Annotated in this window: 21 protein-coding genes; 5 read left to right on the forward strand and 16 right to left on the reverse strand. The window is 70.6% G+C overall.

Annotation, left to right across the window (positions count from 1 at the left end; translation table 11 throughout):
- Window positions 1-3 precede the first annotated feature (3 nt).
- The 9 genes from H483_RS29675 to rimP all read right to left on the reverse strand — a co-directional run bounded on the left by H483_RS29675 (window position 4) and on the right by rimP (window position 9516).
- Window positions 4-711: a 4'-phosphopantetheinyl transferase gene (locus H483_RS29675; protein ID WP_017836941.1), complete on the reverse strand. Its 708-nt coding sequence runs from the start codon at window positions 709-711 to the stop codon at window positions 4-6.
- Window positions 708-1634 (reverse strand): metallophosphoesterase, encoded by a 927-nt coding sequence (locus H483_RS29680; protein ID WP_017836942.1) that lies wholly within the window; start codon window positions 1632-1634, stop codon window positions 708-710. The genes H483_RS29675 and H483_RS29680 overlap by 4 nt, the downstream gene beginning before the upstream one ends.
- Window positions 1631-3061, reverse strand: coding sequence for an MATE family efflux transporter (locus tag H483_RS29685; RefSeq protein WP_238556292.1), 1431 nt, complete (start codon window positions 3059-3061; stop codon window positions 1631-1633). The genes H483_RS29680 and H483_RS29685 overlap by 4 nt, the downstream gene beginning before the upstream one ends.
- Window positions 3045-4022 carry a bifunctional oligoribonuclease/PAP phosphatase NrnA gene (locus H483_RS29690; RefSeq protein WP_017836944.1) on the reverse strand — a complete coding sequence of 326 codons (978 nt, stop codon included), beginning with the start codon at window positions 4020-4022 and terminating at the stop codon, window positions 3045-3047. The genes H483_RS29685 and H483_RS29690 overlap by 17 nt, the downstream gene beginning before the upstream one ends.
- Window positions 4019-4480, reverse strand: coding sequence for a 30S ribosome-binding factor RbfA (rbfA, locus tag H483_RS29695; protein ID WP_017836945.1), 462 nt, complete (start codon window positions 4478-4480; stop codon window positions 4019-4021). The genes H483_RS29690 and rbfA overlap by 4 nt, the downstream gene beginning before the upstream one ends.
- Window positions 4481-4592: 112 nt before the next feature.
- Entirely contained in the window at window positions 4593-7379 is a 2787-nt protein-coding gene (gene infB, locus H483_RS29700; protein ID WP_031264885.1) for a translation initiation factor IF-2, read from the reverse strand.
- 166 nt (window positions 7380-7545) lie between these two features.
- Window positions 7546-7869 carry a YlxR family protein gene (locus tag H483_RS29705; protein WP_238556293.1) on the reverse strand — a complete coding sequence of 108 codons (324 nt, stop codon included), beginning with the start codon at window positions 7867-7869 and terminating at the stop codon, window positions 7546-7548.
- Between the two features lie 118 nt (window positions 7870-7987).
- The gene (nusA, locus tag H483_RS29710; RefSeq protein ID WP_017836948.1) at window positions 7988-8974 is read right to left on the reverse strand and encodes a transcription termination factor NusA; all 987 of its coding nucleotides are present in this window, start codon (window positions 8972-8974) and stop codon (window positions 7988-7990) included.
- Window positions 8971-9516 (reverse strand): ribosome maturation factor RimP, encoded by a 546-nt coding sequence (rimP, locus tag H483_RS29715; RefSeq protein ID WP_017836949.1) that lies wholly within the window; start codon window positions 9514-9516, stop codon window positions 8971-8973. The genes nusA and rimP overlap by 4 nt, the downstream gene beginning before the upstream one ends.
- A 108-nt stretch (window positions 9517-9624) precedes the next feature.
- On the opposite strand from rimP, the gene H483_RS0119665 reads away from it, so the two are divergent.
- Window positions 9625-10134 carry a hypothetical protein gene (locus tag H483_RS0119665; protein ID WP_017836950.1) on the forward strand — a complete coding sequence of 170 codons (510 nt, stop codon included), beginning with the start codon at window positions 9625-9627 and terminating at the stop codon, window positions 10132-10134.
- Entirely contained in the window at window positions 10131-10535 is a 405-nt protein-coding gene (locus H483_RS29720) for a DUF4439 domain-containing protein (RefSeq protein WP_017836951.1), read from the forward strand. Before H483_RS0119665 ends, H483_RS29720 begins: the two co-directional genes overlap by 4 nt.
- A gap of 46 nt (window positions 10536-10581) precedes the next feature.
- On the opposite strand, the gene H483_RS29725 is transcribed toward H483_RS29720, so the two are convergent.
- Complete coding sequence (locus tag H483_RS29725) at window positions 10582-12333, reverse strand: proline--tRNA ligase (protein WP_017836952.1); 1752 nt, start codon at window positions 12331-12333, stop codon at window positions 10582-10584.
- Between the two features lie 58 nt (window positions 12334-12391).
- On the opposite strand from H483_RS29725, the gene H483_RS29730 reads away from it, so the two are divergent.
- Window positions 12392-13141: a YaaA family protein gene (locus tag H483_RS29730; protein ID WP_017836953.1), complete on the forward strand. Its 750-nt coding sequence runs from the start codon at window positions 12392-12394 to the stop codon at window positions 13139-13141.
- Window positions 13142-13150: 9 nt separating this feature from the next.
- On the opposite strand, the gene cobA is transcribed toward H483_RS29730, so the two are convergent.
- Window positions 13151-14377, reverse strand: coding sequence for a uroporphyrinogen-III C-methyltransferase (gene cobA, locus H483_RS29735; RefSeq protein ID WP_017836954.1), 1227 nt, complete (start codon window positions 14375-14377; stop codon window positions 13151-13153).
- Between the two features lie 131 nt (window positions 14378-14508).
- On the reverse strand, window positions 14509-16005 hold the full coding sequence (gene mqo, locus H483_RS29740; protein ID WP_031264887.1) for a malate dehydrogenase (quinone): 1497 nt from the start codon (window positions 16003-16005) through the stop codon (window positions 14509-14511).
- Between the two features lie 132 nt (window positions 16006-16137).
- On the opposite strand from mqo, the gene H483_RS29745 reads away from it, so the two are divergent.
- Window positions 16138-17175 (forward strand): alpha/beta hydrolase, encoded by a 1038-nt coding sequence (locus H483_RS29745; protein ID WP_238556294.1) that lies wholly within the window; start codon window positions 16138-16140, stop codon window positions 17173-17175.
- 5 nt (window positions 17176-17180) lie between these two features.
- Window positions 17181-18581: a mycothione reductase gene (gene mtr / locus H483_RS29750; protein WP_017836957.1), complete on the forward strand. Its 1401-nt coding sequence runs from the start codon at window positions 17181-17183 to the stop codon at window positions 18579-18581.
- A 31-nt stretch (window positions 18582-18612) separates the two neighbouring features.
- On the opposite strand, the gene map is transcribed toward mtr, so the two are convergent.
- The 4 genes from map to H483_RS29770 form a co-directional block, all read right to left on the reverse strand.
- Window positions 18613-19488 (reverse strand): type I methionyl aminopeptidase, encoded by an 876-nt coding sequence (gene map / locus H483_RS29755; protein ID WP_017836958.1) that lies wholly within the window; start codon window positions 19486-19488, stop codon window positions 18613-18615.
- 46 nt (window positions 19489-19534) lie between these two features.
- On the reverse strand, window positions 19535-20389 hold the full coding sequence (locus tag H483_RS29760; RefSeq protein ID WP_017836959.1) for a GNAT family N-acetyltransferase: 855 nt from the start codon (window positions 20387-20389) through the stop codon (window positions 19535-19537).
- A gap of 3 nt (window positions 20390-20392) precedes the next feature.
- Window positions 20393-21541: a flavodoxin-dependent (E)-4-hydroxy-3-methylbut-2-enyl-diphosphate synthase gene (ispG, locus tag H483_RS29765; protein ID WP_193746879.1), complete on the reverse strand. Its 1149-nt coding sequence runs from the start codon at window positions 21539-21541 to the stop codon at window positions 20393-20395.
- A gap of 136 nt (window positions 21542-21677) precedes the next feature.
- Window positions 21678-22895: an RIP metalloprotease gene (locus H483_RS29770; protein WP_017836961.1), complete on the reverse strand. Its 1218-nt coding sequence runs from the start codon at window positions 22893-22895 to the stop codon at window positions 21678-21680.
- Window positions 22896-22900: the final 5 nt, after the last annotated feature.

A 22900-nucleotide genomic window follows, 5' to 3' on the forward strand; every position in this document is an offset into this window, starting at 1 on the left:
ACGCTATCCCCCACCGCCCGGCCGAAGCACGATCGCCGAGGCGATGTGACCGTCCCGCAGCGCCCACCGGCCGTGGAACTCCCCCAGGTCGGGTCCCCCGTCGACCGCGCGCGGGTCGACGAGGATCCTCGACCGCAACTCACCCGAGGCGGACCGGCCGCCGACGTGGGTGGGCGTCAGGGTGATGTGTGCGTCGGCGAATCCCAGCCATCTCCGGGTGAGCGGATACCAGGTCTTGTAGGTCGCCTCCTTGGCCGTGAACAGCAGGCGGTCCCAGTGGACCGTCCCCTCCTCCTCCCGCGCCGCGGTCACCCAGGCGGCCTCCTCGGGTAACGAGATCGCCTCGAGGACCCCCTCGGGCAGCGGCCCGTGGGGTTCGACGTCCAGTCCGAGGGAGCGGATCCGGGCCACCGGCCCCACCGCCGCGGCCCGCAGGCCTCCGGTGTGGGTCAGGGTGCCCACCACCCCCGCGGGCCAGATAGGCATCCCTCTGCCGCCCCGCGTGATCGGGCCGGGGGGAACGCCCAGCCTGCTCATCGCCTCCCGCGCGCAGGCCCGGACCGCGGCGAACTCGATCCGCCGGCTCTCGACGGCCCGGGCGATCTGCTCGGCCTCGACCGGGTACATGGCGGCCAACGCCGCCTCGTCGGTCATGCCGAGCTCGTCGAACGCGACGGCCACCACGTCGTCGGGCAGCAGGTCCCTGATCACCGTTCCTCCTCCAGGTCGGGTCCGGTCTCACCGGGTCGCGCGATTCTCGGCATACCCATCTCTCCCCGGATCCACCGCACCTGACGGAGGGCCGGGACCGGGAGGACCTGGCGGGCCAGAGGATCGGGTCGGCCACGGGCCGCCCACTCACGCGGGTATCCCAGCGAGACCTCCTCGAAGCGCACCGAGTCGTGGACGGTGCTGCGCGGGATGTGCAGGTGTCCGTAGACACAGGCCGAGGCCCGATATCGACGGTGCCAGTCCGCGGTCTGCCCGGTGCCGCACCACAGCGCGAAATCCGGGTGGCGCAGGACCTCCGTCGGGGCGCGTAGCAGTGGCCAGTGGTTCACCAGCACGGTGGGGTGCGCCGGGTCCAGGGCCGCGAGTCTGGTCGTCGTGGCGACCAGGCGAGCGGCACACCAGGCAGCGACATCCGGGTACGGGGCCGGGTCGATGAGGAACTCGTCCGACGCCACCACCCGTCGTTCCCGGGCGCCCTTGAGAGCCGATTGCCGCGACTGGCCGGGGGATCGGGTCCATGAGTAGTCGTAGAGCAGGAACATCGGCACGACCCACGCCGGTCCCCCCGGGCCGGTCCACAGCGGGTAGGGGTCCTCGGGGGTGTCGACCCCGATCGAGCGGCATGCGGAGACCAGCCGGTCGTACTTGGTGGTGGAGCTGATCCCGTTGTCGTCGGAGCCGATCCACAACTCGTGGTTGCCCGGCACCCAGATCACTCGCTCGAACCGGTCCACGAGACGCTCCAGTGCGCCGATCACGTGATCGGCTTTCTCCGCCACGTCTCCGGCCACGATCAGCCAGTCCCCCGGGTGGGCCGGCTGGATGTCGTCGAGGACGCCGGCGTTGCCACGGTGGCCGACGTGCAGGTCGGACACCGCGCGCAGGCTCGGGTCACGGGTCATGCCCTGGCCTCCTCCGACGGTCGACCGGCTGGAGTCTGTGCTCCCAGGACCAGCCAGCGGTCACCGCGGACCCGGGCGACGACCGCGATGAGTCGCATCGCCACGAACACGCCCATACCCCACCAGATGCCCACGAGCCCCCAGCCGAAGTGTCTCGTGGCCAGGAGCACGGGGAGGAAGCCGCACAGGGCCGCGATCACGGTGCTCGTGCGCAGGTACGCGGCGTCACCCGCGCCCAGCAGGACGCCGTCGAGCCCGAACACCAGGGCGGCCGGGATCACCACGAGGGCCATGCCGGTCAACGCCACGACGAGTCGGCCGGCGACCTCCGTGTCTCCCGACAGGAGGGTCGACATCGGGTCCCGGAAGAGCACCGTGATCACGGCGAGCCCGACGCCGAGCCCCACCGACCACACGACCACCGCGCGGGCCAGGGCGCGGCCCTGGGAGGCCAGGCCGGCGCCCAACGCGGCACCGACGAGTGACTGCGCCGCGATCGCCACCGAGTCGAGTACCAGGGTGTACAGGGCCCACAGTTGCTGCGCGAGGTGATGTGCGGCGAGTGAGTCGACGCCCGCCGCCGCGGCGGCCGTGGTGGCCACGGCGAAGGTCACCTGGAAGGACGCGGTACGGATGACCAGGTTCACTCCCAGACGGAGCTGCCCGACTATCACGCTCCACCGCGGACGCAGCGATCCACTGTGTTCCTCAAACCCGCTGTGCTCCCGAAACCCGCGGTGCTCGAGCACCAGGGCTCCGAGGAATCCACCGGCCATGATCAGCTGCCCCGCCAGGTTGGACCACGCACTGCCCACCAGACCCAGCGCGGGCGCGGGTCCCAGACCGGGCACGAGCACCACGCAGCCGATCGTGGAGACCCCTATCCCCACCGCGACCAGCGCGAGGGGCGTCCTGACACGCTGGACTCCCCGCATCCACCCGTGCCCGGCGGACGCGACCAGGATGCACGGGATACCCCACACCGCCACCCTCAGCCAGTCCGCGGCGCTGGTAGCCACCTCGGCGTCGGCCGCGAGCACACGCGTCAGCGGGCCGAGGAACGCGTGGACGCCGGCCACCACGACCACACCGACCGAGAGCGCGATCCAGGTGGCCTGGACCCCTTCCGCCACCGCGTCCGACCGCCGTCCGGCTCCGTGGAGTCGGGCGGCCCGGGCTGTCGTCCCGTACGAGAGGAAGTTCATCTGGGTGCCGAGCACTAGCAACACCAGGGCGCCGACACCCAGCGCGGCGAGGTCCTCGGGGCCCTGTCGGCCCACGACGATCCCGTCGACGAGCAGGTAGATCGGTTCGGCGGCCAGCACCGGGAGGACCGGTAGCGCGATCGACCACAGCCGGCGGCCGAGCTCCCCCACGCCCGTCTCCGGAGCGGTGGGCCGCGGCTCCGGGTCAGACGAGGAGTTCACTGAGCCTCGCCGTGACGTGTGCGATGTCTCCGCGTACGGTACAACCGGCCGCTGCAGGGTGCCCTCCCCCGCCGAGCGCCGAGGCGACGGCCGAGACATCGATGCCGTCGCCGCCGCCACCGGGACGGGAACGGAGTGATACCGCGCACTCTCCCGGCCGGATCTCCTTGACGAGAACCGCGACCTGCGCCTCTCTCACCCCCTGCAGGTGGGACACGAGCGACTCGACGTCGGCCTCGTCCGCCGACACCACGACCTCGTGCGGTACCGTCAGCCAGACCACTCCTCGTCCCCCGACCGCGCCGGGGTCGAGTCGGGCCGTGCTCAGGAGCTGCCCCAGCACGCGGAGCCAGGGGAAGGAGTGCGCGTCGAGCAGCGCGAAACCGACCGCCCTGGACTCCGCACCCGCGGCGAGTAGTCTCCGGGCCGTGTCGTGCGACCCCGCGCCACCCCACCGGAAAGACCCGGTATCGGTGACGAGACCCGCGTAGAGGCTGGTCGCCAACTCGGGGTCGACCGGATAGCGACCAGCATCGAGTACATCGAGGACCATGCTCGCGGTCGAGGCCGCCCCGGGATCCAGGAACAGGTGCGTCCCGAAGCCGGGGTTGGAACGGTGATGATCCACCACCAGCACCTCGGACGCCGACCGGGTCAGCCGATCCCAGTCGCCCACCCGATCCGGGCTGGCACAGTCCAGTGCCACCACGAGGCCGTCGTGTTCCGGTACCTCGTCGATCGGTACCACACGGTCCGTGCCCGGAATGACCCGGAGCGGGTCCGGCACGGCCCCGGGGTCGAACGAGTGGTGGACAACGACGCCGTCCGCGCGCAGAGCGCGGGCGAGACCCGCGGAACTGCCGAGGGCGTCGGCGTCGGGGCGGACGTGGCACAGCACGGTCACCTCGCGGTGCCGGGCCAGGACGCCCGCCGCGCCGGCCGCGTCCACCAGGGTGATCACCGGTCGTCGTCCTCCGGCCGTTCCACCTCGTCGTCCCTGCGGTAGGGGTCCTCGTCGCCGGCGGGACGTGCGCCCTGCGCCACGCGTCGGACCTCCTCGTCCTGCGCCCGTGCCCGGGCGAGCAACTCCTCCATCTGACGCGCGGCGTCCGGCACGGAGTCCAGGACGAAGGTCAACTCGGGGGTGAACTTCACCCCGGTCTGCTTACCGACCATCGTCCGGAGGCGACCCCGGGCCGTGGCCAGCGCGTCCTCCGCGGCCTCGAGGTCCGGGTCCTCGTCCAGCGTCTCGCCCCGGACCGTGTAGTAGAGGGTGGCCACCCGAAGATCCGCGGTGATCCGGGAGTCCGTGATGGTGATGAACTCCAGACGCGGGTCCTTGATCTCGTGCTCGATCGCCGTTGCGACGATCTCCCCGATCCGCTTGCCGAGCCGTCCGGCCCGTCCCTTTCCGGCCATGGCGATCCTCCTTGACGTGATGCGGCCGCCGGGCGGCCGTTCGATTCCCAGAATGCCGTGGGGGCAGGCCCGCAGACCACGGAACCTGCCCCCAGGGGTGTCGCCGTCGACGTCAGTCGCGCGGCTTCTCGACGAGCTCGTAGGTCTCGATGACGTCACCGATCTTGATGTCGGAGTACGTCACGGTGAGACCACACTCGAAGCCCTCCCGGACCTCGGTCACGTCGTCCTTCTCGCGGCGCAGCGAGGACACGCTCATCTCCTCGACGACGACCTTGCCGTCGCGGATGAGGCGGGCCTTGGCGTTGCGGCGGATGATCCCGTCGAGGACCATGCAGCCCGCGATGTTGCCGAGCTTGGAGGAACGGAACAACTGGCGGATCTCCGCCTGCCCGAGCTTCTTCTCCTCGTAGATCGGCTTGAGCATGCCCTTGAGCGCGCTCTCGATCTCGTCGATCGCCTGGTAGATGATCGAGTAGTACCGGATGTCGACGCCCTCGCGGTTCGCCAACTCGGTCGACTTGCCCTCCGCGCGGACGTTGAACCCGATGATGACGGCGTCGGATGCGGCAGCCAGGTTGACGTTGGTCTCGGTGACCGCACCGACACCGCGGTCGATGACCCGCAACTGCACCTCGTCGTCGATCTCGATACCCATGAGGGCCTCTTCGAGGGCCTCGACCGTACCGGCGTTGTCGCCCTTGATGATGAGGTTGAGCTGGCTCGTCTCCTTGAGATGCGAGTCCAGGTCCTCGAGGCTGATCCGGCGGCGGGACCGAGCGGCGAGCGCGTTGCGCTTGCGCGCGTTGCGCTTGTCGGCGATCTGCCGTGCGGTGCGGTCCTCGTCGACCACCATCAGGGTGTCACCCGCGCCGCAGACGCTGGTCAGACCGATCACCTGGACCGGACGCGAGGGAGTCGCCTCGGCGACGTCCTCGCCGTGCTCGTCGACCATCCGCCGGACGCGGCCGTACGCGTCGCCGGCGACGATCGAGTCGCCGACCCGCAGGGTGCCGCGCTGGACGAGCACCGTGGCGACCGGACCGCGTCCGCGGTCGAGGTGCGCCTCGATGGCCACGCCCTGCGCGTCCATGTCCGGGTTCGCCCGCAGGTCCAGAGCCGCGTCCGACGTGAGGACGACGGCCTCGAGCAGCGAGTCGATGTTGAGCCCCTGCTTGGCGGAGATGTCGACGAACATCGTGTCGCCGCCGTACTCCTCCGGCACGAGCCCGTACTCGGTCATCTGGCCGCGGATCTTGTCGGGCTGCGCGCCCTCCTTGTCGATCTTGTTGACCGCCACGACGATCGGCACGTCGGCCGCCTGCGCGTGGTTGATCGCCTCGACCGTCTGCGGCATCACACCGTCGTCCGCCGCGACCACGATGATCGCGATGTCCGTCGACTTGGCGCCCCGGGCGCGCATGGCGGTGAACGCCTCGTGACCCGGGGTGTCGATGAAGGTGATCGTCCGGTCGACCTCGTCGACCGGCACTGTGACCTGGTACGCACCGATGTGCTGGGTGATGCCACCGGCCTCGCCCTCGCCGACCTTCGCCGACCGGATGCTGTCGAGCAGGCGGGTCTTGCCGTGGTCGACGTGACCCATGACGGTGACGACCGCGGGACGGATCTCGAGATCGTCCTCGCCGCCCTCGTCCTCACCGAAGGACAGATCGAACGAGTCGAGCAGCTCGCGGTCCTCGTCCTCGGGGCTTACGACCTGGACCTTGAAGCCCATCTCCTCGCCGAGGAGCTGCAGGGTCTCCGGCGTGACGGACTGCGTGGCAGTGACCATCTCGCCGAGGTTGAACAGCGCCTGGACCAGCTGTGACGGGTTGACGTCGATCTTGTCCGCGAAATCGCTCAGCGAGGCACCCTGTGCCAGCCGCAGGACCTGCCCACGACCGTCGGGGAGCCGCACGCCGCCGACCTCGGGGGCCCGCATCGAGTCGTATTCCTGACGCTTCTGCCGCTTGGACTTGCGTCCCCTGCGGGGCGCGCCTCCGGGCCGACCGAACGCACCGGCCGCACCGCTGCGGCCACGGTTGCCTCCGCCGCCGGGGCGACCGCGGAAACCGCCGCCTCCCGCTGCTGGGGCACCGGCACCGCCACCGGGGCGGAAACCTCCGCCACCCGGACGACCGCCCGGGCCGCCCGGCCTGCCACGGCCCGCGGCGGGACGTGCGACCTGCCCGGGCATCTGGCCGGGGCTGGGACGGGGACCACCCGGACCCGCTGCGCCCGGACGCTGCGCCGGACGGGGACCGCCCTGGCCGGGAGCCGGACGGGGACCGCCCTGCCCCGGAGCCGGACGCTGGCCGCCCGGACGGGGACCGCCCTGGCCGGGGGTCGGCCGTGCACCGCCCTGCGGTCGCGGCGGCGGGGTGGTGCCGCTCGAGAACGGGTTGTTTCCGACGCGCGGGGCCTTGGGGCCCGGCTTCGGTCCGGCCGGACGTGGTCCGGGTGCCGGACGCGAGGCAGCCGGCGCCTCGGGGGCGGGTCCGGGCACCGGTGCCGCGGGCCTGGCACCGGGAGTGGGCCGGTCCGCCGCGGGCTTGGGAGCCGGGGCCGCGGGCCTGGCACCGGGGGTGGGCCGGTCCGCCGCGGGCTTGGGAGCGGCCTTGCGGGGATCCGCACCCGGACGGGGTCCCGGCGAGGGCTTGGAGGCCCCGCCGGGCTTGGGAGCGGTCGACCCACCCGTGCCGGGCGTCGCGGTCGCGGCGTCGGATCCTCCGGCCGCCGGTGCGTGCGACTCACGGAGGCGACGGACGACCGGCGCCTCGAGGGTCGAGGATGCGGATTTGACGAACTCCCCCTGATCGCGGAGTTTCGTCAGAAGTTCTTTACTGGTGATACCGAACTCTTTTGCCAGTTCGTGTACCCGGGGCTTGCCTGCCACTGCTCTCCTCACTGCGAGGTCTCCACGGCAGGGCTGGCCGCGCGACCTCGGTCTACATTCGATGGACGTTCATCGCTGGAGCTTCACGGTGTGCTCATCGTGTCTGGTCCGTTCCTTCTCATGTGCTCCCCCGATCGGCCCATGCGGCCGACGGGTGGTCTCGTGCTCACGACGATAGCGTCTCGAGCACCTCCGAGATCGCGTCGTGGGACACGTTCCCGGTGATCCGCAGCGACCTGGTGAAGGCCTTGCGGTCGAGTGCTGTCGTGATGCACCGCTGGTCACGGTGCACCCAGGCTCCCCGTCCGACCGCTCGCCGGCCGGGGTCCGGTGAGAGGGCCGCCGCCCGTGGATCGAGGACGATCCGCAGGAGCCGGGAATCTGAATCCCGACGGCGACAGCCGACGCAGGTCCGAACCGGACCCCGCACCTCGGCCGCGCTCTGCTGCTGGTCGTGTCGCACCCGCATGAGGCCGCCTCGGTTTCTCACCGCTCCCCCACGCGAGTGGGTGAACGTGAAGTCACTGTGACATCAGATGAGTCTACAGGTCGTTGACCATCGAGACTAACGGCGCGCCCGACCGCGTGGACCGCGCACGCGCCGGAGGTCACTCCGCGTCGCTGTGGATGTCGATCCGCCACTGCGTCAGGCGGTGGGCCAGGCGAGCGTTCTGGCCCTCCTTGCCGATCGCGAGCGAGAGCTGGTAGTCGGGGACCACGACCCGCGCCGCCCTGGTCTCGGCGTCCGCCACGGTCACGGAGATGACCTTGGCAGGCGACAGCGCGTTGCCGACGAAGACCGTCGGGTCCTCGTCGAAGTCGACGATGTCGATCTTCTCGCCGTTCAGTTCCGCCATCACCGCCCGTACGCGGGCGCCGTTGGGCCCGATGCACGCGCCCTTGGCGTTGAGCCCCGACACGGTGGTCTCCACCGCGATCTTGGTCCGGTGGCCGGCCTCGCGCGCGATCGCCGAGATGCGGACCGAGCCGTCGCCGATCTCGGGCACCTCCAGGGCGAACAGGCCACGGACGAGGTCGGGGTGGGTACGGGACAGCGACACCGAGGCACCGTGCGGGCCCTTGTGGACCCCCACCACGTGGCACTTGATGCGCGCACCGTGCTCGTAGGTCTCGCCCGGAACCTGTTCGGCCGGCGCGATGGTGCCCTCGGTCCCTCCGTTCTCGGGCCCGATGTGCACGACGACGATCCCTCGGGCGTTCGCGCGTGAGTCCGACTGGATGACCCCGCTGACCACCTCGCCCTCGCGGGCCACGAGGTCGCCGTAGATCCGCTCGGTCTCGGCTTCCCGCAGGCGTTGGAGGATGATCTGCCGGGCCGTCGCCGCCGCCACCCGGCCGAAATCGGAGGGCGTGGCGTCGAACTCGCCGATCCGGTTGCCCTCCTCGTCGACCTCGGCGGCCATCACGGTGACGGTCCCGGCCTTCCGGTCGAGTTGGATCCTCGCGACGCGGTGCGCATCCTCAGTGCGCTTGTACGCGGTGAGCAGGGCGTTCTCGAGGGTCCGCACCAGGTCGTCCAACGGGATCTCCCGCTCCTGGGACAACATGTTCAGCGCCGCCATGTCGATGTTCAACTGTCTTCTCCTTCTCGCCCGCCACGTCCGGGGTTCGCGGGCTCCGACAGGAGGGCGAGTTCGTCCTCCGGAGCGGGACGGAACTCGACCCGGATCACAGCGCGTGCCACGCCGTCCAACGGTACCGAGTCCACACGCATCCCACGACCCGACCTCGAGACCAGCCGGACGATCCCGTTCTCCTCGTCGAGGTCACCGATCCGCCCACGGGCCGGACCGCCCACACCCTCGACGTAGGTCAGGTCGACCTGGCGTCCGCGAGCCCGTCTCCAGTGCCGGGGAGCCTCCAGAGGGGCGTCCACACCGCGGCTCGTCACCTCGAACGTCACCGCCCGGTCGGGTGCCCCCCACTGCTCGGCGACCGCATCGAGATCGGTCGACAGGCTCGCGAGATCGTCCAGGGTCACACCGGAGTCGCCATCGACGACGACGGTGACGTGCCAGGCGGCCGCCCGGGAGTCCTCCCGGATCTCCTCGAGTTCGAGTCCGCGGTCGACGACCGCGCTGCGGATGTGCGCCCTGTCGGGCTCGGGGACGATCACTGTGCTCCTGGCGTCGCGGCTGGTGGGTGCCGATCCGAATTGCAGACGGGCCGGATCACTGTACCGCCCCCGGGCCCGGCTACCGACGGGCCCTGGCAGGATGTCGGGGTGCCCGATTCCTTCACCGCCCCCGTGTCGCGCCGACGTTTCGTCGCCGTGACCGCGGTCGTCACCGGGATGGCGCTCGCCGGAGGGTGTGCCCTACCCCCGGCCGACAACGAACCGGATCCCCTGCTGGCGTTGGCCGTGGCCGCCGCCCGGGACGCCCGGGAGCTCGCCGCCGCGGACGCCTCGCACGGTGACGACGCCCCCCGGCTCCGCAGGATCTCCGATGCCCGCCGCATCCACGCCGAGCGGCTCTACGCCGAGATCGGGGCCTCTGAGATCGACGCCGCCGAGGTGGAGCCCGGCGACACAGCGGAGCCCATCGACACTGCGGACGTACCCGGGGCCGGGGCACCAGCGGTCTGTCCCCCCATCGGGGAGGTCCGGGAGCGTCTACGCGAGGACGCGCGTCGCGCCGGCGAGGTCGCCGTGGACTCCCGCGGATACCGGTCCGAACTCGCGGCCTCGGTGTCCGCCGCCTGCACCACCGCGGTCGAGGTGGTGCTGGCATGACGACTCCACCCGGCCTGGCGGCCGAGGACGCCGCCGTCTACGGCTACGGCCTCGTCCTGGCCGCTGCCGACGGCTCCATCCGCGCCGCGGCCCTGCGTGAACTCGCCGCCCACCGCGCCCGGCGGGACGCCGCGGAGGAACTCTGGCCCGGGGCCCCCGCCGCCCCGGTCGGCTATCTGACGACCCCCGACACCCCGACCTCGCCCGTGCTCCTCGCCATCCGTCTCGAGTCCGATTGCTGCGAGGCGTGGCGCACGGAGATCGGCACCGCGCGGTCGCCGGAGATCCGGAGGTTCTGTCTCGACGCCCTCACGGCCGCGTCGATCCAGCTCCAGCGGTGGCGGACGCTGGTCCCGGGCGCCCCGTTCGAGGCGCTACCCGGCTTCCCGCCCCAGGCCTGACCGGGCAGCGCCCGGCCCCGACCGTCGCGCTCCCGGTCCCGACCGGCTAGCGCCCGGCCCCGATGAGGCGGACGATCTCCTCGGCGGCGCCGTCCACCGGGACCTGGGTGACCTCTCCCGTCGCGCGTTCGCGGAGCTCGACCGTCCCCTCCGACCAGCCACGGCCCACCACGACGACCCACGGGACACCGATCAGCTCGGCGTCCTTGAACTTCACTCCCGGCGAGGCCTTGCGGTCGTCGAAGATCACCTCGAGGCGGGCCCGGTCGAACGCCTCGACGAGCGTCGCGGCCCCGCTGATCGCCGCCTCGTCCTTGTTGGCGATCACCACGTGGACGTCTGCCGGCGCCGCGGCGGCCGGCCAGACCAGACCCTTCTCGTCCGCGTACTGCTCGGCCAGCACGGCCACCAGCCGGGACACCCCGATACCGTACGAGCCCATCGTCACCCGCGCGGGCTTGCCGTTCTCCCCGAGGACGTCGAATCCGAAGGCGTCCGTGTACTTGCGACCGAGTTGGAAGATGTGGCCGATCTCGATCCCCCGTGCGAGGGTGAGCGTGCCGTGGCCGTCGGGTGCCTCGTCACCCTCCCTGACCTCCGCGGCCTCGATCGTGCCGTCGGGGGTGAAGTCGCGGCCGCAGACCAGGTCCACCACGTGCCTGCCGGGCTTATCCGCACCGGTGATCCACGCGGTCCCCTCGACCACCCTGGGGTCCACCAGGTACCGGACCTCGTTAGCGGCCAGGGCCCCGGGGCCGATGTACCCCTTGACGAGGAACGGGTTGGCGGTGAAGTCGGCCTCGTCCAGCACCGCGACCTCGGCGGGTTCGAGCGCCGCCTCGAGGCGCTTCATGTCGACCTCGCGGTCCCCGGGCAGGCCCACGCCCATCAGTTCCCAGTCCGCACCCGGGGCGCGGACCTTGAGCATCACGTTCTTGAGCGTGTCCGCCGCGGTCACCTCGCGGCCGAGCCCCGCTCCGTTGGCCCAGTCGACCAGGGACGCGATCGTCGGCGTCCCCGGGGTGTCGTGGACGACGGCGGCGGGTAGCCCCTCGAGCGGGCGGGCGGGCGGAGCCGGGGTCACAACGGCCTCGACGTTGGCCGCATAACGCCCGTCCGTCGACCTGACGAAGGTGTCCTCACCCGCCGGGGAGATCGCCAGGAACTCCTCGGACGCCGAACCGCCCATCGCCCCCGAGGTGGCGGCGCAGATCACGTACTCGATTCCCAGGCGGTCGAAGATGCGCTGGTAGGTCTCCCGGTGCACCTGGTACGAGCGCTCGAGACCGGCGTCGTCCACGTCGAAGGAGTACGAGTCCTTCATGGTGAACTCACGCCCCCGGAGGATTCCCGCGCGGGGCCGCTCCTCGTCCCGGTACTTGGACTGGATCTGGTACAGGGTGACGGGCAGGTCCTTGTACGAGGAGTACTCACCCTGCACCGTGAGCGTGAACAACTCCTCGTGGGTGGGGCCGAGAAGCATGTCGTTGCCCTTGCGGTCTTTGAGACGGAACAGCGCCGGCCCGTACTCGGTCCACCGGCCCGTCGCCTCGTAGGGCTCGCGGGGCAGGAGCGCGGGCAGGCTGATCTCCTGGGCGCCGGAGGCGTTCATCTCCTCTCGTACGACCTGCTCGATCCGCCGGAGGGTGCGCAGACCGAGGGGGAGCCACGAGTACACGCCGGGCGCGACGCGCCGGACGTAGCCGGCTCGGACCAGCAGCTTGTGGCTCAGGACCTCGGCATCGGCCGGGTCGTCGCGGAGCGTACGCAGGAAGAGGTGGGACAGACGCGTGATCACGGTGGCCAAGCCTAGCCGCCCGGGGGCCCGCCTCCGGCGCGACGGTAGCCTCGGCCGGGTGCGCATCCTCCTCTCGCCCTCCGAGACCAAGTCCGTCGGCGGGTCGGGCTCCCCCCTGGATCTGGCGGCACTGTCGCTCCCCGCGCTCACCGACACCCGGCGAACGGTGGCCGGAGCCCTGGTCGCGATGTGCGTCGACGATCCGGACGGCGCACGAGCCACCCTCGGCCTGGGCGACTCGCTCGCCGCCGAGGTGACGCACGACGCGCACCTGTGGTCCTCACCCACCGCGCCCGCGCTCAGCCGGTACACCGGGGTGCTCTACGACGCGCTGGACCAGTCCTCCTTCACCCGGGCCACCCGGTCGCGCGCCGAATCGCGGTTGTGGATCGGGTCGGCGCTGTTCGGACTGCTCGCCGCCGGCGACCCCATCCCCCACTACCGACTCTCCGCGGGGACCCGACTACCCGGACTCGGCACGCTCCGTTCCGTGTGGAAGCCCTCGCTCACCGCCGCCACCTCCGAGTGGGCGGACGACCTCGTGATCGATCTCCGGTCAGGGGGTTACCAGCAGCTGGGGCCGGTTCCGGGCGCCGTCACGGTCGATGTCGTCACCCAGTATCCGGACAGCACCCGCAAGGTGGTCTCCCACTTCTCCAAGCACCACAAGGGGCTCCTCGCCCGATCGCTCGCGACCTCACGCGCGGAGATGACGGACATACCGGCGCTACTGCGGGTGGCCAGGCGCGCGGGGCACACCCTCGAGCACGACTCGGCCACCACCCTGACGATGGTGACCCTCCCCTAGAGAGCCACCTCAGGCCCGGGTCAGGAACTGTGGGAGCCCGGCGACCGCGCCGACCACGACGATCGCCGGTGGCCGTACGTCACGGCCGGCCAGGGTGTCCGCCATGGTCCCGAGAGTGCACCGGTGCGTCATCTGACCGTCGAGGCTTCCGTCCACGATGATCGCGGCGGGCGTGTCCGCCGACCGCCCACCGGCCATGAGCGACTCCGCGATGGCCGGGGAGTTCTTGACCCCCATGAGGATGACCAGCGTCCCCCGCATCCGTGCCAGGGCCTCCCAGTCGATCAGAGAGCCCGGGTGGCCCGGCGGTAGATGACCCGAGACGATGGTGACCTCATGGGTCATGCCGCGGTTGCTCACGGGGATCCCCGCCAGAGCGGGGACGCTGAGCGCGCTGGACACCCCGGGGACGACGCTGCAGGGGATCCCGGCCTCCGCGCAGGCCTGTGCCTCCTCGTATCCCCGCCCGTAGAGGAACGGGTCGCCGCCCTTGAGCCGGACGACGAACTTGCCCTCCCGCGCCCGGTCCACGAGCACCTGGTTGATGGCGTCCTGGGCCATGGACCTGCCGTACGGGATCTTGGCCGCGTCGACGATCTCCACGTTCGGACGCAGCTCCCCCAGCGGCCGCTGGGGCGCGAGCCGGTCGGCCACCACGACGTCGGCGCGCGAGAGCAGATTTCTGCCGCGCACCGTCATGAGGTCGTCTGCTCCCGGGCCACCGCCGACCAGCGCGACCGTGCCCCGCAGCTCCTCCTCGGCGTCCGGCGTCCCGGCGCTCGCGCCGTCCAGCGCGCGGGCCACGACGTCGCGGGCCTCTGCGGTACGCGCCCGGTCGCCGGTGAGCACCGCGACCAGCATCTCGTCGCGGCGGACGACCGCAGGCGTCACCGCGGTGCCGGAGTGGACCGCGTCCGACCGCACGCAGAAGGTGCGGTCCTGTTCCGCCTCCGCCGCGACTCTCGCGTTGACCAGCGAGTCCTTGGTGGCCGCCACCACGTACCAGGCACCGTCGAGGTCGCCCGAGCGGAACTCGCGGGCCTCCCAGCGGATCCGCCCGGAGTCGACCAGCCCCTGCAGCGTCGGTGTGATCTCAGGACTTACCAGGTGGACGACGGCACCGGAGTCCAGGAGCACGGGAATCCGCCGCTGGGCCACCGATCCACCGCCGATCACCACGACTCGGCGGCCTTCGAGGTCCAGGCCGACGGGGTACGGGTTCACGGGCCGGATCATGCCGCCGATCCTATCGGCCACCGGTGGCCGGGACCGCCTCGCCCCCGGGGGCCCGAACAGGCGATCCCCCGGCCGCGATGGCGCGGCGACCGGGGGATGGCGGGGTCGTTCGTGGCGGGTCCGGCCCGGCGTCAGACCTTCTGGTCGAGCTTGAGTGTGCGGGTCGACCGCTCGAACTGCTCGGCGAACAGACTCGGTTCGGCGGCCAGGTCGCGCCCGAGCGACGGGATCATCTCCTCGAGCGCGGGCTTCCAGTCGGCGAACCGGCTCGGGAAGCAACGCTGGAGCACGTCGACCATCGCGTCGACCGCCGTGGAGGCACCGGGGGACGCGCCCAGCAGACCGGCGATCGATCCGTCGGCCGCGTTGACCACCGCGGTCCCGAACTCGAGGGTGCCACCGCGACCGTTGGGCTTGATCACCTGGACGCGCTGCCCGGCGACGACCTTCTCCCACTCACCGTCCTGCGCGGACGGGACGAAGTCGCGGAGCGCGTCGACGCGCGCGCCGTGATTCTTGGCCAACTCGGTGATGAGGTACTTGACCAGACCCATCTCCGTGAGTCCGATGTTGGCCATGGGCAACAGATTGCCCGGCCGGACGCTCGAGGGCAGGTCCAGCCAACTGCCCATCTTGAGGAACTTCGGGGTCCATCCGGCGAACGGGCCGAAGAGCAGGCCCTTCTTGCCGTCGATGACGCGGGTGTCGAGGTGCGGCACCGACATCGGAGGCGCACCGACCGACGCCTGACTGTAGACCTTGGCCTGGTGCTGATCGACGAGGTCGGGATTGGTGCAGCGGAGCCACTGGCCACCGACGGGGAACCCGCCGATGCCCTTGATCTCCGGGATCCCTGACTTCTGCAGCAGGTGCAGCGCCCCGCCGCCCGCACCGACGAAGACGAACTTCGCGTCCACCGTGCGCTCGTCCCCGGTGTGGCGGTTGGCCACGGTCAGCCGCCAGGTCCCGTCGGTGTTGCGCTCGAGGTCCTTGACCTGGTTCTGGTAGTGGACCTCGGTGCCGGTCCTGGTCAGATACTTGACGAACTGCCGGGTGAGGGCGCCGAAGTTCACATCGGTGCCGTTGTCGAAATAGCTGAGGGCGAAGGGTTGCTCCGGGGAACGGCCCCTGGCCATGAGGGGGACGCGACGTTCGAGCTCTCCGAAGTCCGTGGTGTGGCCCATCCCGGGGAACAGGGGGTGACCCGCGAGCTTGTCGTACCGCTTCTGCAGGTACGCCTGGCCGGCCTCGCCGGAGACGAAACTCATGTGCGGGACCGGGCGGATCCACTCCGTCGGGTCACCGAGGATCGTGTTCTCCACGGCATAGGACCAGAACTGCCGGGAGACCTGGAACTTCTCGTTGACGCTGACGGCCTTGGAGATGTCCACGTCGCCGTCGGCGGTCTTGGGCGAGTAGTTGAGCTCGCAGAGCGCGGAGTGACCGGTGCCGGCGTTGTTCCACGCATCGGACGACTCCAGCGCGGGGCCCTCGAGTCGCTCGAAGATCTCGATCTGCCAGTCGGGCTGGAGGCGACGCAGGAGAGCACCGAGCGTCGCGCTCATGGTGCCCGCGCCGATGAGCGCCACATCAGTCGTTCCGTGCTTTGCCACCTGGTCTGAAGTCACCGGCTACCCTCGCTATTTGGTCGTGGACCCGAATCGGACACGTCACGGGCCCGTCCTGGGACCCCGCGTCCACCGGGTCCCAAGACTACTCACCGGGCCGCCCCCTCGGCACACCGGACTAGGGTGGTCGTCGTGTCTCCGCCCTCCCCCGATGCCGTCGCCCCCACCGGATCCGATGCGCGGTGGATCCCGGACCTGCTGGGGCCGTCCTACCGGCGACTCGAGCTGCCGCTCGGGACCGATCCGGACGGTGAGGGACCCATCTCCGCCACCCTGGTCCGGCACGAGGACTCACCGGATCAGCCTGTCGCGGCGCTGCTGGTGGTCCACGGACTGTCCGACTACTTCTTCCACACCCACCTCGCCGAGTTCCTCGCCGACCGGGGGATCGCCACCTATGGGGTGGACCTGCGCAAGTGCGGTCGCTCCAGGCGGGACGGACTGACGCCGCACTTCATCACCGACCTCGAGAGATACGACGAGGAACTCGACCAGGCGCTGGACGTGATCACCGCCGACCACCCGGGCCTGCCGGTCCTCGTGGCCGCGCACTCGACCGGGGGGCTCGTGGTGCCGTTGTGGCTCGCCCGACGCCGGGACAGGGGCGCGCTCGATCCCGTCGTGGGGCTGGTCCTGAACTCTCCCTGGTTCCAACTCGACATGCCCGACCGCGCGCGCCGGCTGGTGGACCCGGTCATCCGTGCCCTCGGTTCCGCCAGGCCCTATTATCGGCTCCCGCTGAAGACCTCGGACCGGTACGTGGTGAGCACCCATATCGACCACGACGGGGACTTCCACTTCGACACCGAGCTCAAACCCCCGGGCGGGGTGGGGGTCCGGGCCGGCTGGCTCGCGGCCGTCCGCCGCGCGCAGAAGCGCCTGCAGGCAGGGGTCGATCTTCCGCTGCCGGTCCTCCTGCTACGGTCCACGGCCTCCTCAGTGGGCACCCACCGCGGAGACGGGGTGCTCGACGTCGACACCGACCTGATCCTGGACGTGCGCTCGATGGAGCGGTTCGCCGACCGGGTCTCGCACCGGGTCACGGACATCCCCGTCGACGGCGCCCGACACGACGTGTTCCTCTCCCGCGCGGACGTGCTCGAGGTGGTCTTCCGACACCTCGGCGACTGGTTGGACCAGACCCTCGCACCCCACACCAAGGAGTCCTGACGACAATGACCCAGACCCCCTCCCGTCACTTCGACCTCGTCGTGATCGGTACCGGCAGCGGGAATTCGCTGATCGACGAGTCGTTCGCGGACAAGTCCGTGGCGATCTGCGAGAAGGGAACCTTCGGCGGGACGTGTCTCAACGTGGGCTGTATCCCCACGAAGATGTTCGTCTACGCCGCGGACACCGCCGTCTCGATCACCCACTCGAGCACGTACGGGATCGACTCCACCCTCGACGGTGTCCGGTGGCCCGACATCGTCTCGCGGGTGTTCGATCGTCGGATCGATCCCATCGCCTCGAGCGGTGAGGACTACCGGCGGAACCGGTGCGACAACGTCACGGTGTACGACGGTCACGCGAGGTTCGTGGGTCCGCGCACCATCGACACGGGAACCGGGGAGATCATCACGGCCGACTCCGTGGTGATCGCCGCGGGGGCCCGACCCCTGATCCCCCGGATCGTCACCGACGCCGGTGTCGACTACTACACCAGCGACGATGTCATGAGGATCCCCGAGCTTCCCAGGTCGATGGTGATCCAGGGCTCCGGCTTCATCGCGTGCGAGTTCGCGCACGTGTTCTCGGCTCTCGGCGTCGAGGTGACCGTGATCGGCCGGTCGGACGTCCTGCTCAAGCACGTGGACCGGGAACTGGCGGAGCGGTTCACCGACCAGGCCCGACGGAGGTGGGACGTCCGGCTCGGACAGCAGATCACCACGATGACCGCGACCGGCGCGGACCGGCGCGGCGTCGAGGTCACCTTCGAGGACGGGTCGACCTGCTCCGGCGACGCGCTCCTGGTGGCGACCGGCCGGATCCCCAACGGCGACCTCCTGGGACTCGAGGCGGCCGGTGTGGAGATGGACATCGAGCGGGTCCGGGTCGACGAGTACGGCCGCACCACCGCCGACGGCGTGTGGGCCCTCGGGGACGTGAGTTCGCCGTACCAGCTCAAGCACGTGGCCAATCACGAGCAGCGGGTGGTCGGGCACAACCTGCGAAACCCGGACGACCTCCATCCCGTGAACCACCGACACGTCCCCTGGGCGGTGTTCACCTGGCCGCAGATCGCCTCGGTGGGTCTGACGGAGGCCGAGGCCCGGGAGGCGGGATTCGACATCACGGTGAAGGTCCAGGACTACGGCGACGTGGCGTACGGCTGGGCCATGGAGGACTCGGTCGGCTGCTGCAAGCTCATCGCTGACCGGGCAACCGGACTACTCGTGGGCGCCCACATCATGGGCGCCCACGCGCCGTCCCTCATCCAGATCCTCATCCAGGCCATGGAGTTCGAGATCACCGTCCCCGAGCTCGCGCGTCGTCAGTACTGGATCCACCCCGCGATGGCCGAGGTGGTCGAGAACGCACTGCTGGGTCTGGACTTCCCGGACCGGGGCTTCTGAGTCGACCTCAGGGCCCCCGGACCACGGGGAGTCAGCTCCCGCTCGGCACCGTCAGCACCTCGACGCCGTCCTGCGTGACCAGCACGGTGTGTTCGAACTGAGCGGTCCACGCCTTGTCCGCCGTGGTGACGGTCCAGTCGTCGTCCCAGACGTCGAACCCGGGGCCACCCAGGGAGATCATCGGCTCCACGGTCAGGGTCATACCGGGCTCGAGGACCTCGGTCCGCGACGGGTCGTCGTAGTGGAGCACCACCAGGCCGTTGTGGAACGTGGGCCCCACGCCGTGCCCGGTGAACTCCCGGACGACCGTGTAGTCGAACCGACGTGCGTAGGACTCGATGACGCGCCCGATCACGTTGACCTCCCGGCCGGGCCGGATGGCCCTGATCCCCCGGTCCATGGCCTCCCGGGTCCGCTCGACCAGCAGCCTGTTCTCCTCCGAGACGTCGCCGGCCAGGAACGTGGCGTTGGTGTCACCGTGCACCCCGTCGATGAAGGCGGTGACGTCGATGTTGACGATGTCACCGTCCATGATCACCGTGGTGTCCGGGATGCCGTGGCAGATCACCTCGTTGAGGGAGACGCAGCTGGACTTGGGGAAGGCCTTGTACCCCAGGGTCGACGGGTAGGCGCCGTGATCGCACATGTACTCGTGGGCGATCCGGTCGATCTCGTCGGTGGTGACGCCGGGCGCCACCGCTCGTCCCGCCACGGCGAGGGCGTCGGCCGCTATGGTGCACGCGGTGCGCATCGACTCGATCACCTCAGGGGTCTGCACCCACGGCTCACCGTTCGCCTCGTCGACGCGGTCGCGCCAGACGTACTCCGGCCGTGGGATCGACTCGGGCACCGTCCGGATCGGGGTGGGTTCACCGGGGACGAGGGGCTGGCGGGTCGGGGTGGTCATGGTCTCCAGGATAGGGCCGCTCGCGCGACCGGAGTGGTCCGGGAGGTCACAGCAGGACCGTCGCGTAGTCGACGGCGTCGGTCATCCCGACCCGGCGGTAGGTCGCTCGGGCGGCGGTGTTTGATCCGTTGACGACGAGCGACGGGGTCAGCCGGCGGGCCTGGAGGGCGGAACACACCGCGGCGATACCCCCGGTTCCGAGCCCTGCTCCCCTGCGCTCGGGTCGGACCCAGACCCCCTGGATCTGCGCCGACCACGACGAGACCGCCGCGACGTCGGCCTTGAAGAACACCTCGCCGCGGTCGACCCCGATCCACGTCCTACCCCTGGCCAGGGAACGCGCTACCCGGCGCCGGAACGGGATCCCCGAACCCACCGCGAACGGATCGGAACCCAGCTCCTCGCGGTACATCGCCGCCGCGGCGGCGAGGACCGGCTCGAACTCGACCAGGGTCGCGGCCCGGACGCCGCCGAGCACGAGGGCCCGGTCCACCGGGCGGCGCAGGGACATCAGGTGCTGCGCATCCCGGTAGTCCCTGTGCGGACCCCAGCAGACGCCGAGGGCGTCCCACAGTGCGGAGACCTGCTCCCGTCGCCCGTGGACGGACATCGGACCGACACCCAGGCCCGCCACGGCGACTCCGAGCGCGCGGTGATCGTGTGCGTCACCGCGCAGGGGCAGGACCGAGCTCCCCACGAACACCAACGACCTCTCGGGGCCGCCCAGGGTGAGGAACCTGCCCTCCGGCCCGGGGACCGCACCGGAGGTGGCGAACTTCTCCGCCGCGGGACACGACACCAGCGGATCGGACTCGAGGACAGCGAGGAGTGCGCGGGCCTCTCCTGGGCCCACCCCGCGGCATCCGCCGGTCGCTGCCGCGGGCGCGGCCGTATCGGTCATGGCCTATCGCGTGACCTTGACCTGGGGGCCCTGTCCGGCGGCGGCCTCCCCGACGGGCTCGCCCATCTCCTCCGCGATCCGCATGGCCTCCTCGATGAGGGTCTCGACGATCATCGCCTCCGGGACGGTCTTGATGACCTCGCCCTTGACGAAGATCTGGCCCTTCCCGTTACCCGAGGCCACACCCAGATCCGCCTCACGCGCCTCACCGGGCCCGTTGACCACGCACCCCATGACCGCGACCCGCAGCGGGACGCTCATCCCCTCGAGTCCGGCGGTGACCTCGTCGGCGAGCTTGTAGACGTCCACCTGGGCGCGCCCACACGACGGACAGGAGACGATCTCGAGCTTGCGGGGACGCAGGTTCAGGGACTGCAGGATCTGCGAACCGACCTTGATCTCCTCCACCGGCGGCGCGGAGAGGGAGACCCGGATGGTGTCGCCGATCCCCTCCGACAGCAGTGCCCCGAACGCGACAGCGGACTTGATGGTGCCCTGGAACGCGGGCCCGGCCTCGGTGACCCCGAGGTGGAGTGGGTAGTCGCTCTTCGACGCGAGCTGACGGTAGGCCTCCACCATGATCACGGGATCGTTGTGCTTGACCGAGATCTTGATGTCCCCGAACCCGTGCTCCTCGAAGAGAGAGGCCTCCCACAGCGCGGATTCCACGAGGGCCTCCGGGGTGGCCTTGCCGTACTTGGCGAGCAGTCGTGGGTCGAGGGACCCCGCGTTCACCCCGATCCGGATGGGTATGCCGGCCGCACCGGCCGCTTTCGCGACCTCCGCGACCCGCCCGTCGAACTCCTTGATGTTCCCCGGGTTGACCCGCACCGCCGCACATCCGGCGTCGATCGCGGCGAAGATGTACTTGGGCTGGAAGTGGATGTCCGCGATGACGGGGATCGGCGACTTGCGGGCGATCGTCGACAGGGCGTCGGCGTCCTCCTGGCGGGGGCATGCCACGCGGACGATGTCACAGCCCGACGCCGTGAGTTCGGCGATCTGTTGAAGCGTGGCGTTGACGTCGTGGGTCTTGGTGGTGGTCATGGACTGGACCGACACCGGATGATCGCTGCCCACACCGACCGGGCCCACGGCCAGTTGACGCGTCCTGCGACGCGGCGCGAGCACCGGCGGCGGACCGTCTGGCATACCCAGACCGACGGGGATGGAGGAGGAGTCGTTCACAACAGGGCCTTCCGTAGGAGTCACAGCCGGGTGCACGCTGATCGGCGTCCGCCATTATCCGCGTTCCGGGGCGCGGGGGCGAGAACCGGAGTCCGCGTGCTCATCCCGTCAGCAGTATGGGGTTGACGAAGTCCGCGGTGATGACGATGGCGGACACGCCGATCAACAGCACGAACACGCCGATCGTGAGCGGCGCGAGCTTCTCGTAGTCGGCCGGCCCGCCCGGCGCCAGGCCGCGGAGCCGTCTCAGTGCGTCCCGGATCTTCTCGTAGAACACCACCGCGATGTGTCCACCGTCGAACGGGGTGAGCGGGACCAGGTTGAACGCCCCGAGGAACAGGTTCAGCCCGGCGAGGAAGAGCAGGAAGAGCCACCATGCTCCCTGTTCTGCCGCCTGGCCGCCGATGTGGCTCGCGCCCACGACCGAGACGGGCGAGTCCTCGGCCCGCTCGGCACCGAAGATCGACGCCGCCACCGCCGGGATCTTGGACGGGAACGAGATGAGCCCCTCGATCGTGGCCTCGATCATCTCCCCGGTGAAGACGAAGGTCGCCGGGACGGCTCCGAGCGCATCGTAGGTGTGGACCGACTGATAGGCGGGATCGTCGAGGATCTCCGCGGGGATGCCGTCCTCGGACAGTCGCACCCCCAGCGCACCCCTCGCCTGGCCTGCCTCGGAGGACGTGGTCAGGCTCGCCGTCGTCGTCAGGGTGTCCCCCGCCCTGTCCACCGTCACCGGCACGGTCTGGCCGGGACGCGCGGAGACCACCTCGGACAGGTCGGACCAACTGTTCACGGGCTGTCCGTCCACTGACGTGATCCGGTCGCCGGGCAGGATCCCCGCCTCGCCCGCGGGGCCGAGCCCGACCCCACACCGGTCCGCCGACGCGCAGGTGTCACCCACCACCGCCGCGACCTGATCGGTCGGGATCGGCTGGACATCCCTGTTGACCAGACCCCACCCCAGGGCCACCGTGTAGAAGAGCGCGATCGCCAGGACGATGTTCATGAAGGGGCCGGCCAGCAGGACCGCCACGCGCTTCCACCACGCCTGACGCCACATGGCCTTCGGTTCGTCCTCCGGGGCCAGTTCGTCATACGCGGTCATCCCGGCGATGTCGCAGAACCCGCCCAGCGGGACCGCCTTGAGGCCGTACTCGATCCCGCCGCGCCGCACCGACCACAGCGTCGGCCCGAAACCGACGAAGAATCGACGGACCTTCATGCCCGACCACTGCGCCACTCTCATGTGCCCGTACTCGTGGAGCACGATCGACACCATGATCCCGAGTGCGAAGAGCACGATCCCGAGCACCATCACGG

It is taken from the genome of Dietzia sp. UCD-THP (assembly GCF_000349585.1).
Lineage (GTDB): Bacteria > Actinomycetota > Actinomycetes > Mycobacteriales > Mycobacteriaceae > Dietzia > Dietzia natronolimnaea_A.

What these genes read in the sequence shown, in the direction of transcription:
- ispG (WP_193746879.1), bottom strand. Translation starts at nt 21,541, where the DNA reads ATGCCAGACGGTCCGCCGCCGGTGCTCGCGCCGCGTCGCAGGACGCGT.
- H483_RS29680 (WP_017836942.1), bottom strand. Translation starts at nt 1,634, where the DNA reads ATGACCCGTGACCCGAGCCTGCGCGCGGTGTCCGACCTGCACGTCGGC.
- H483_RS29760 (WP_017836959.1), bottom strand. Translation starts at nt 20,389, where the DNA reads ATGACCGATACGGCCGCGCCCGCGGCAGCGACCGGCGGATGCCGCGGG.
- mtr (WP_017836957.1), top strand. Translation starts at nt 17,181, where the DNA reads ATGACCCAGACCCCCTCCCGTCACTTCGACCTCGTCGTGATCGGTACC.
- H483_RS29770 (WP_017836961.1), bottom strand. Translation starts at nt 22,895, where the DNA reads ATGGTGCTCGGGATCGTGCTCTTCGCACTCGGGATCATGGTGTCGATC.
- H483_RS29720 (WP_017836951.1), top strand. Translation starts at nt 10,131, where the DNA reads ATGACGACTCCACCCGGCCTGGCGGCCGAGGACGCCGCCGTCTACGGC.
- map (WP_017836958.1), bottom strand. Translation starts at nt 19,488, where the DNA reads ATGACCACCCCGACCCGCCAGCCCCTCGTCCCCGGTGAACCCACCCCG.
- cobA (WP_017836954.1), bottom strand. Translation starts at nt 14,377, where the DNA reads ATGATCCGGCCCGTGAACCCGTACCCCGTCGGCCTGGACCTCGAAGGC.
- rbfA (WP_017836945.1), bottom strand. Translation starts at nt 4,480, where the DNA reads ATGGCCGGAAAGGGACGGGCCGGACGGCTCGGCAAGCGGATCGGGGAG.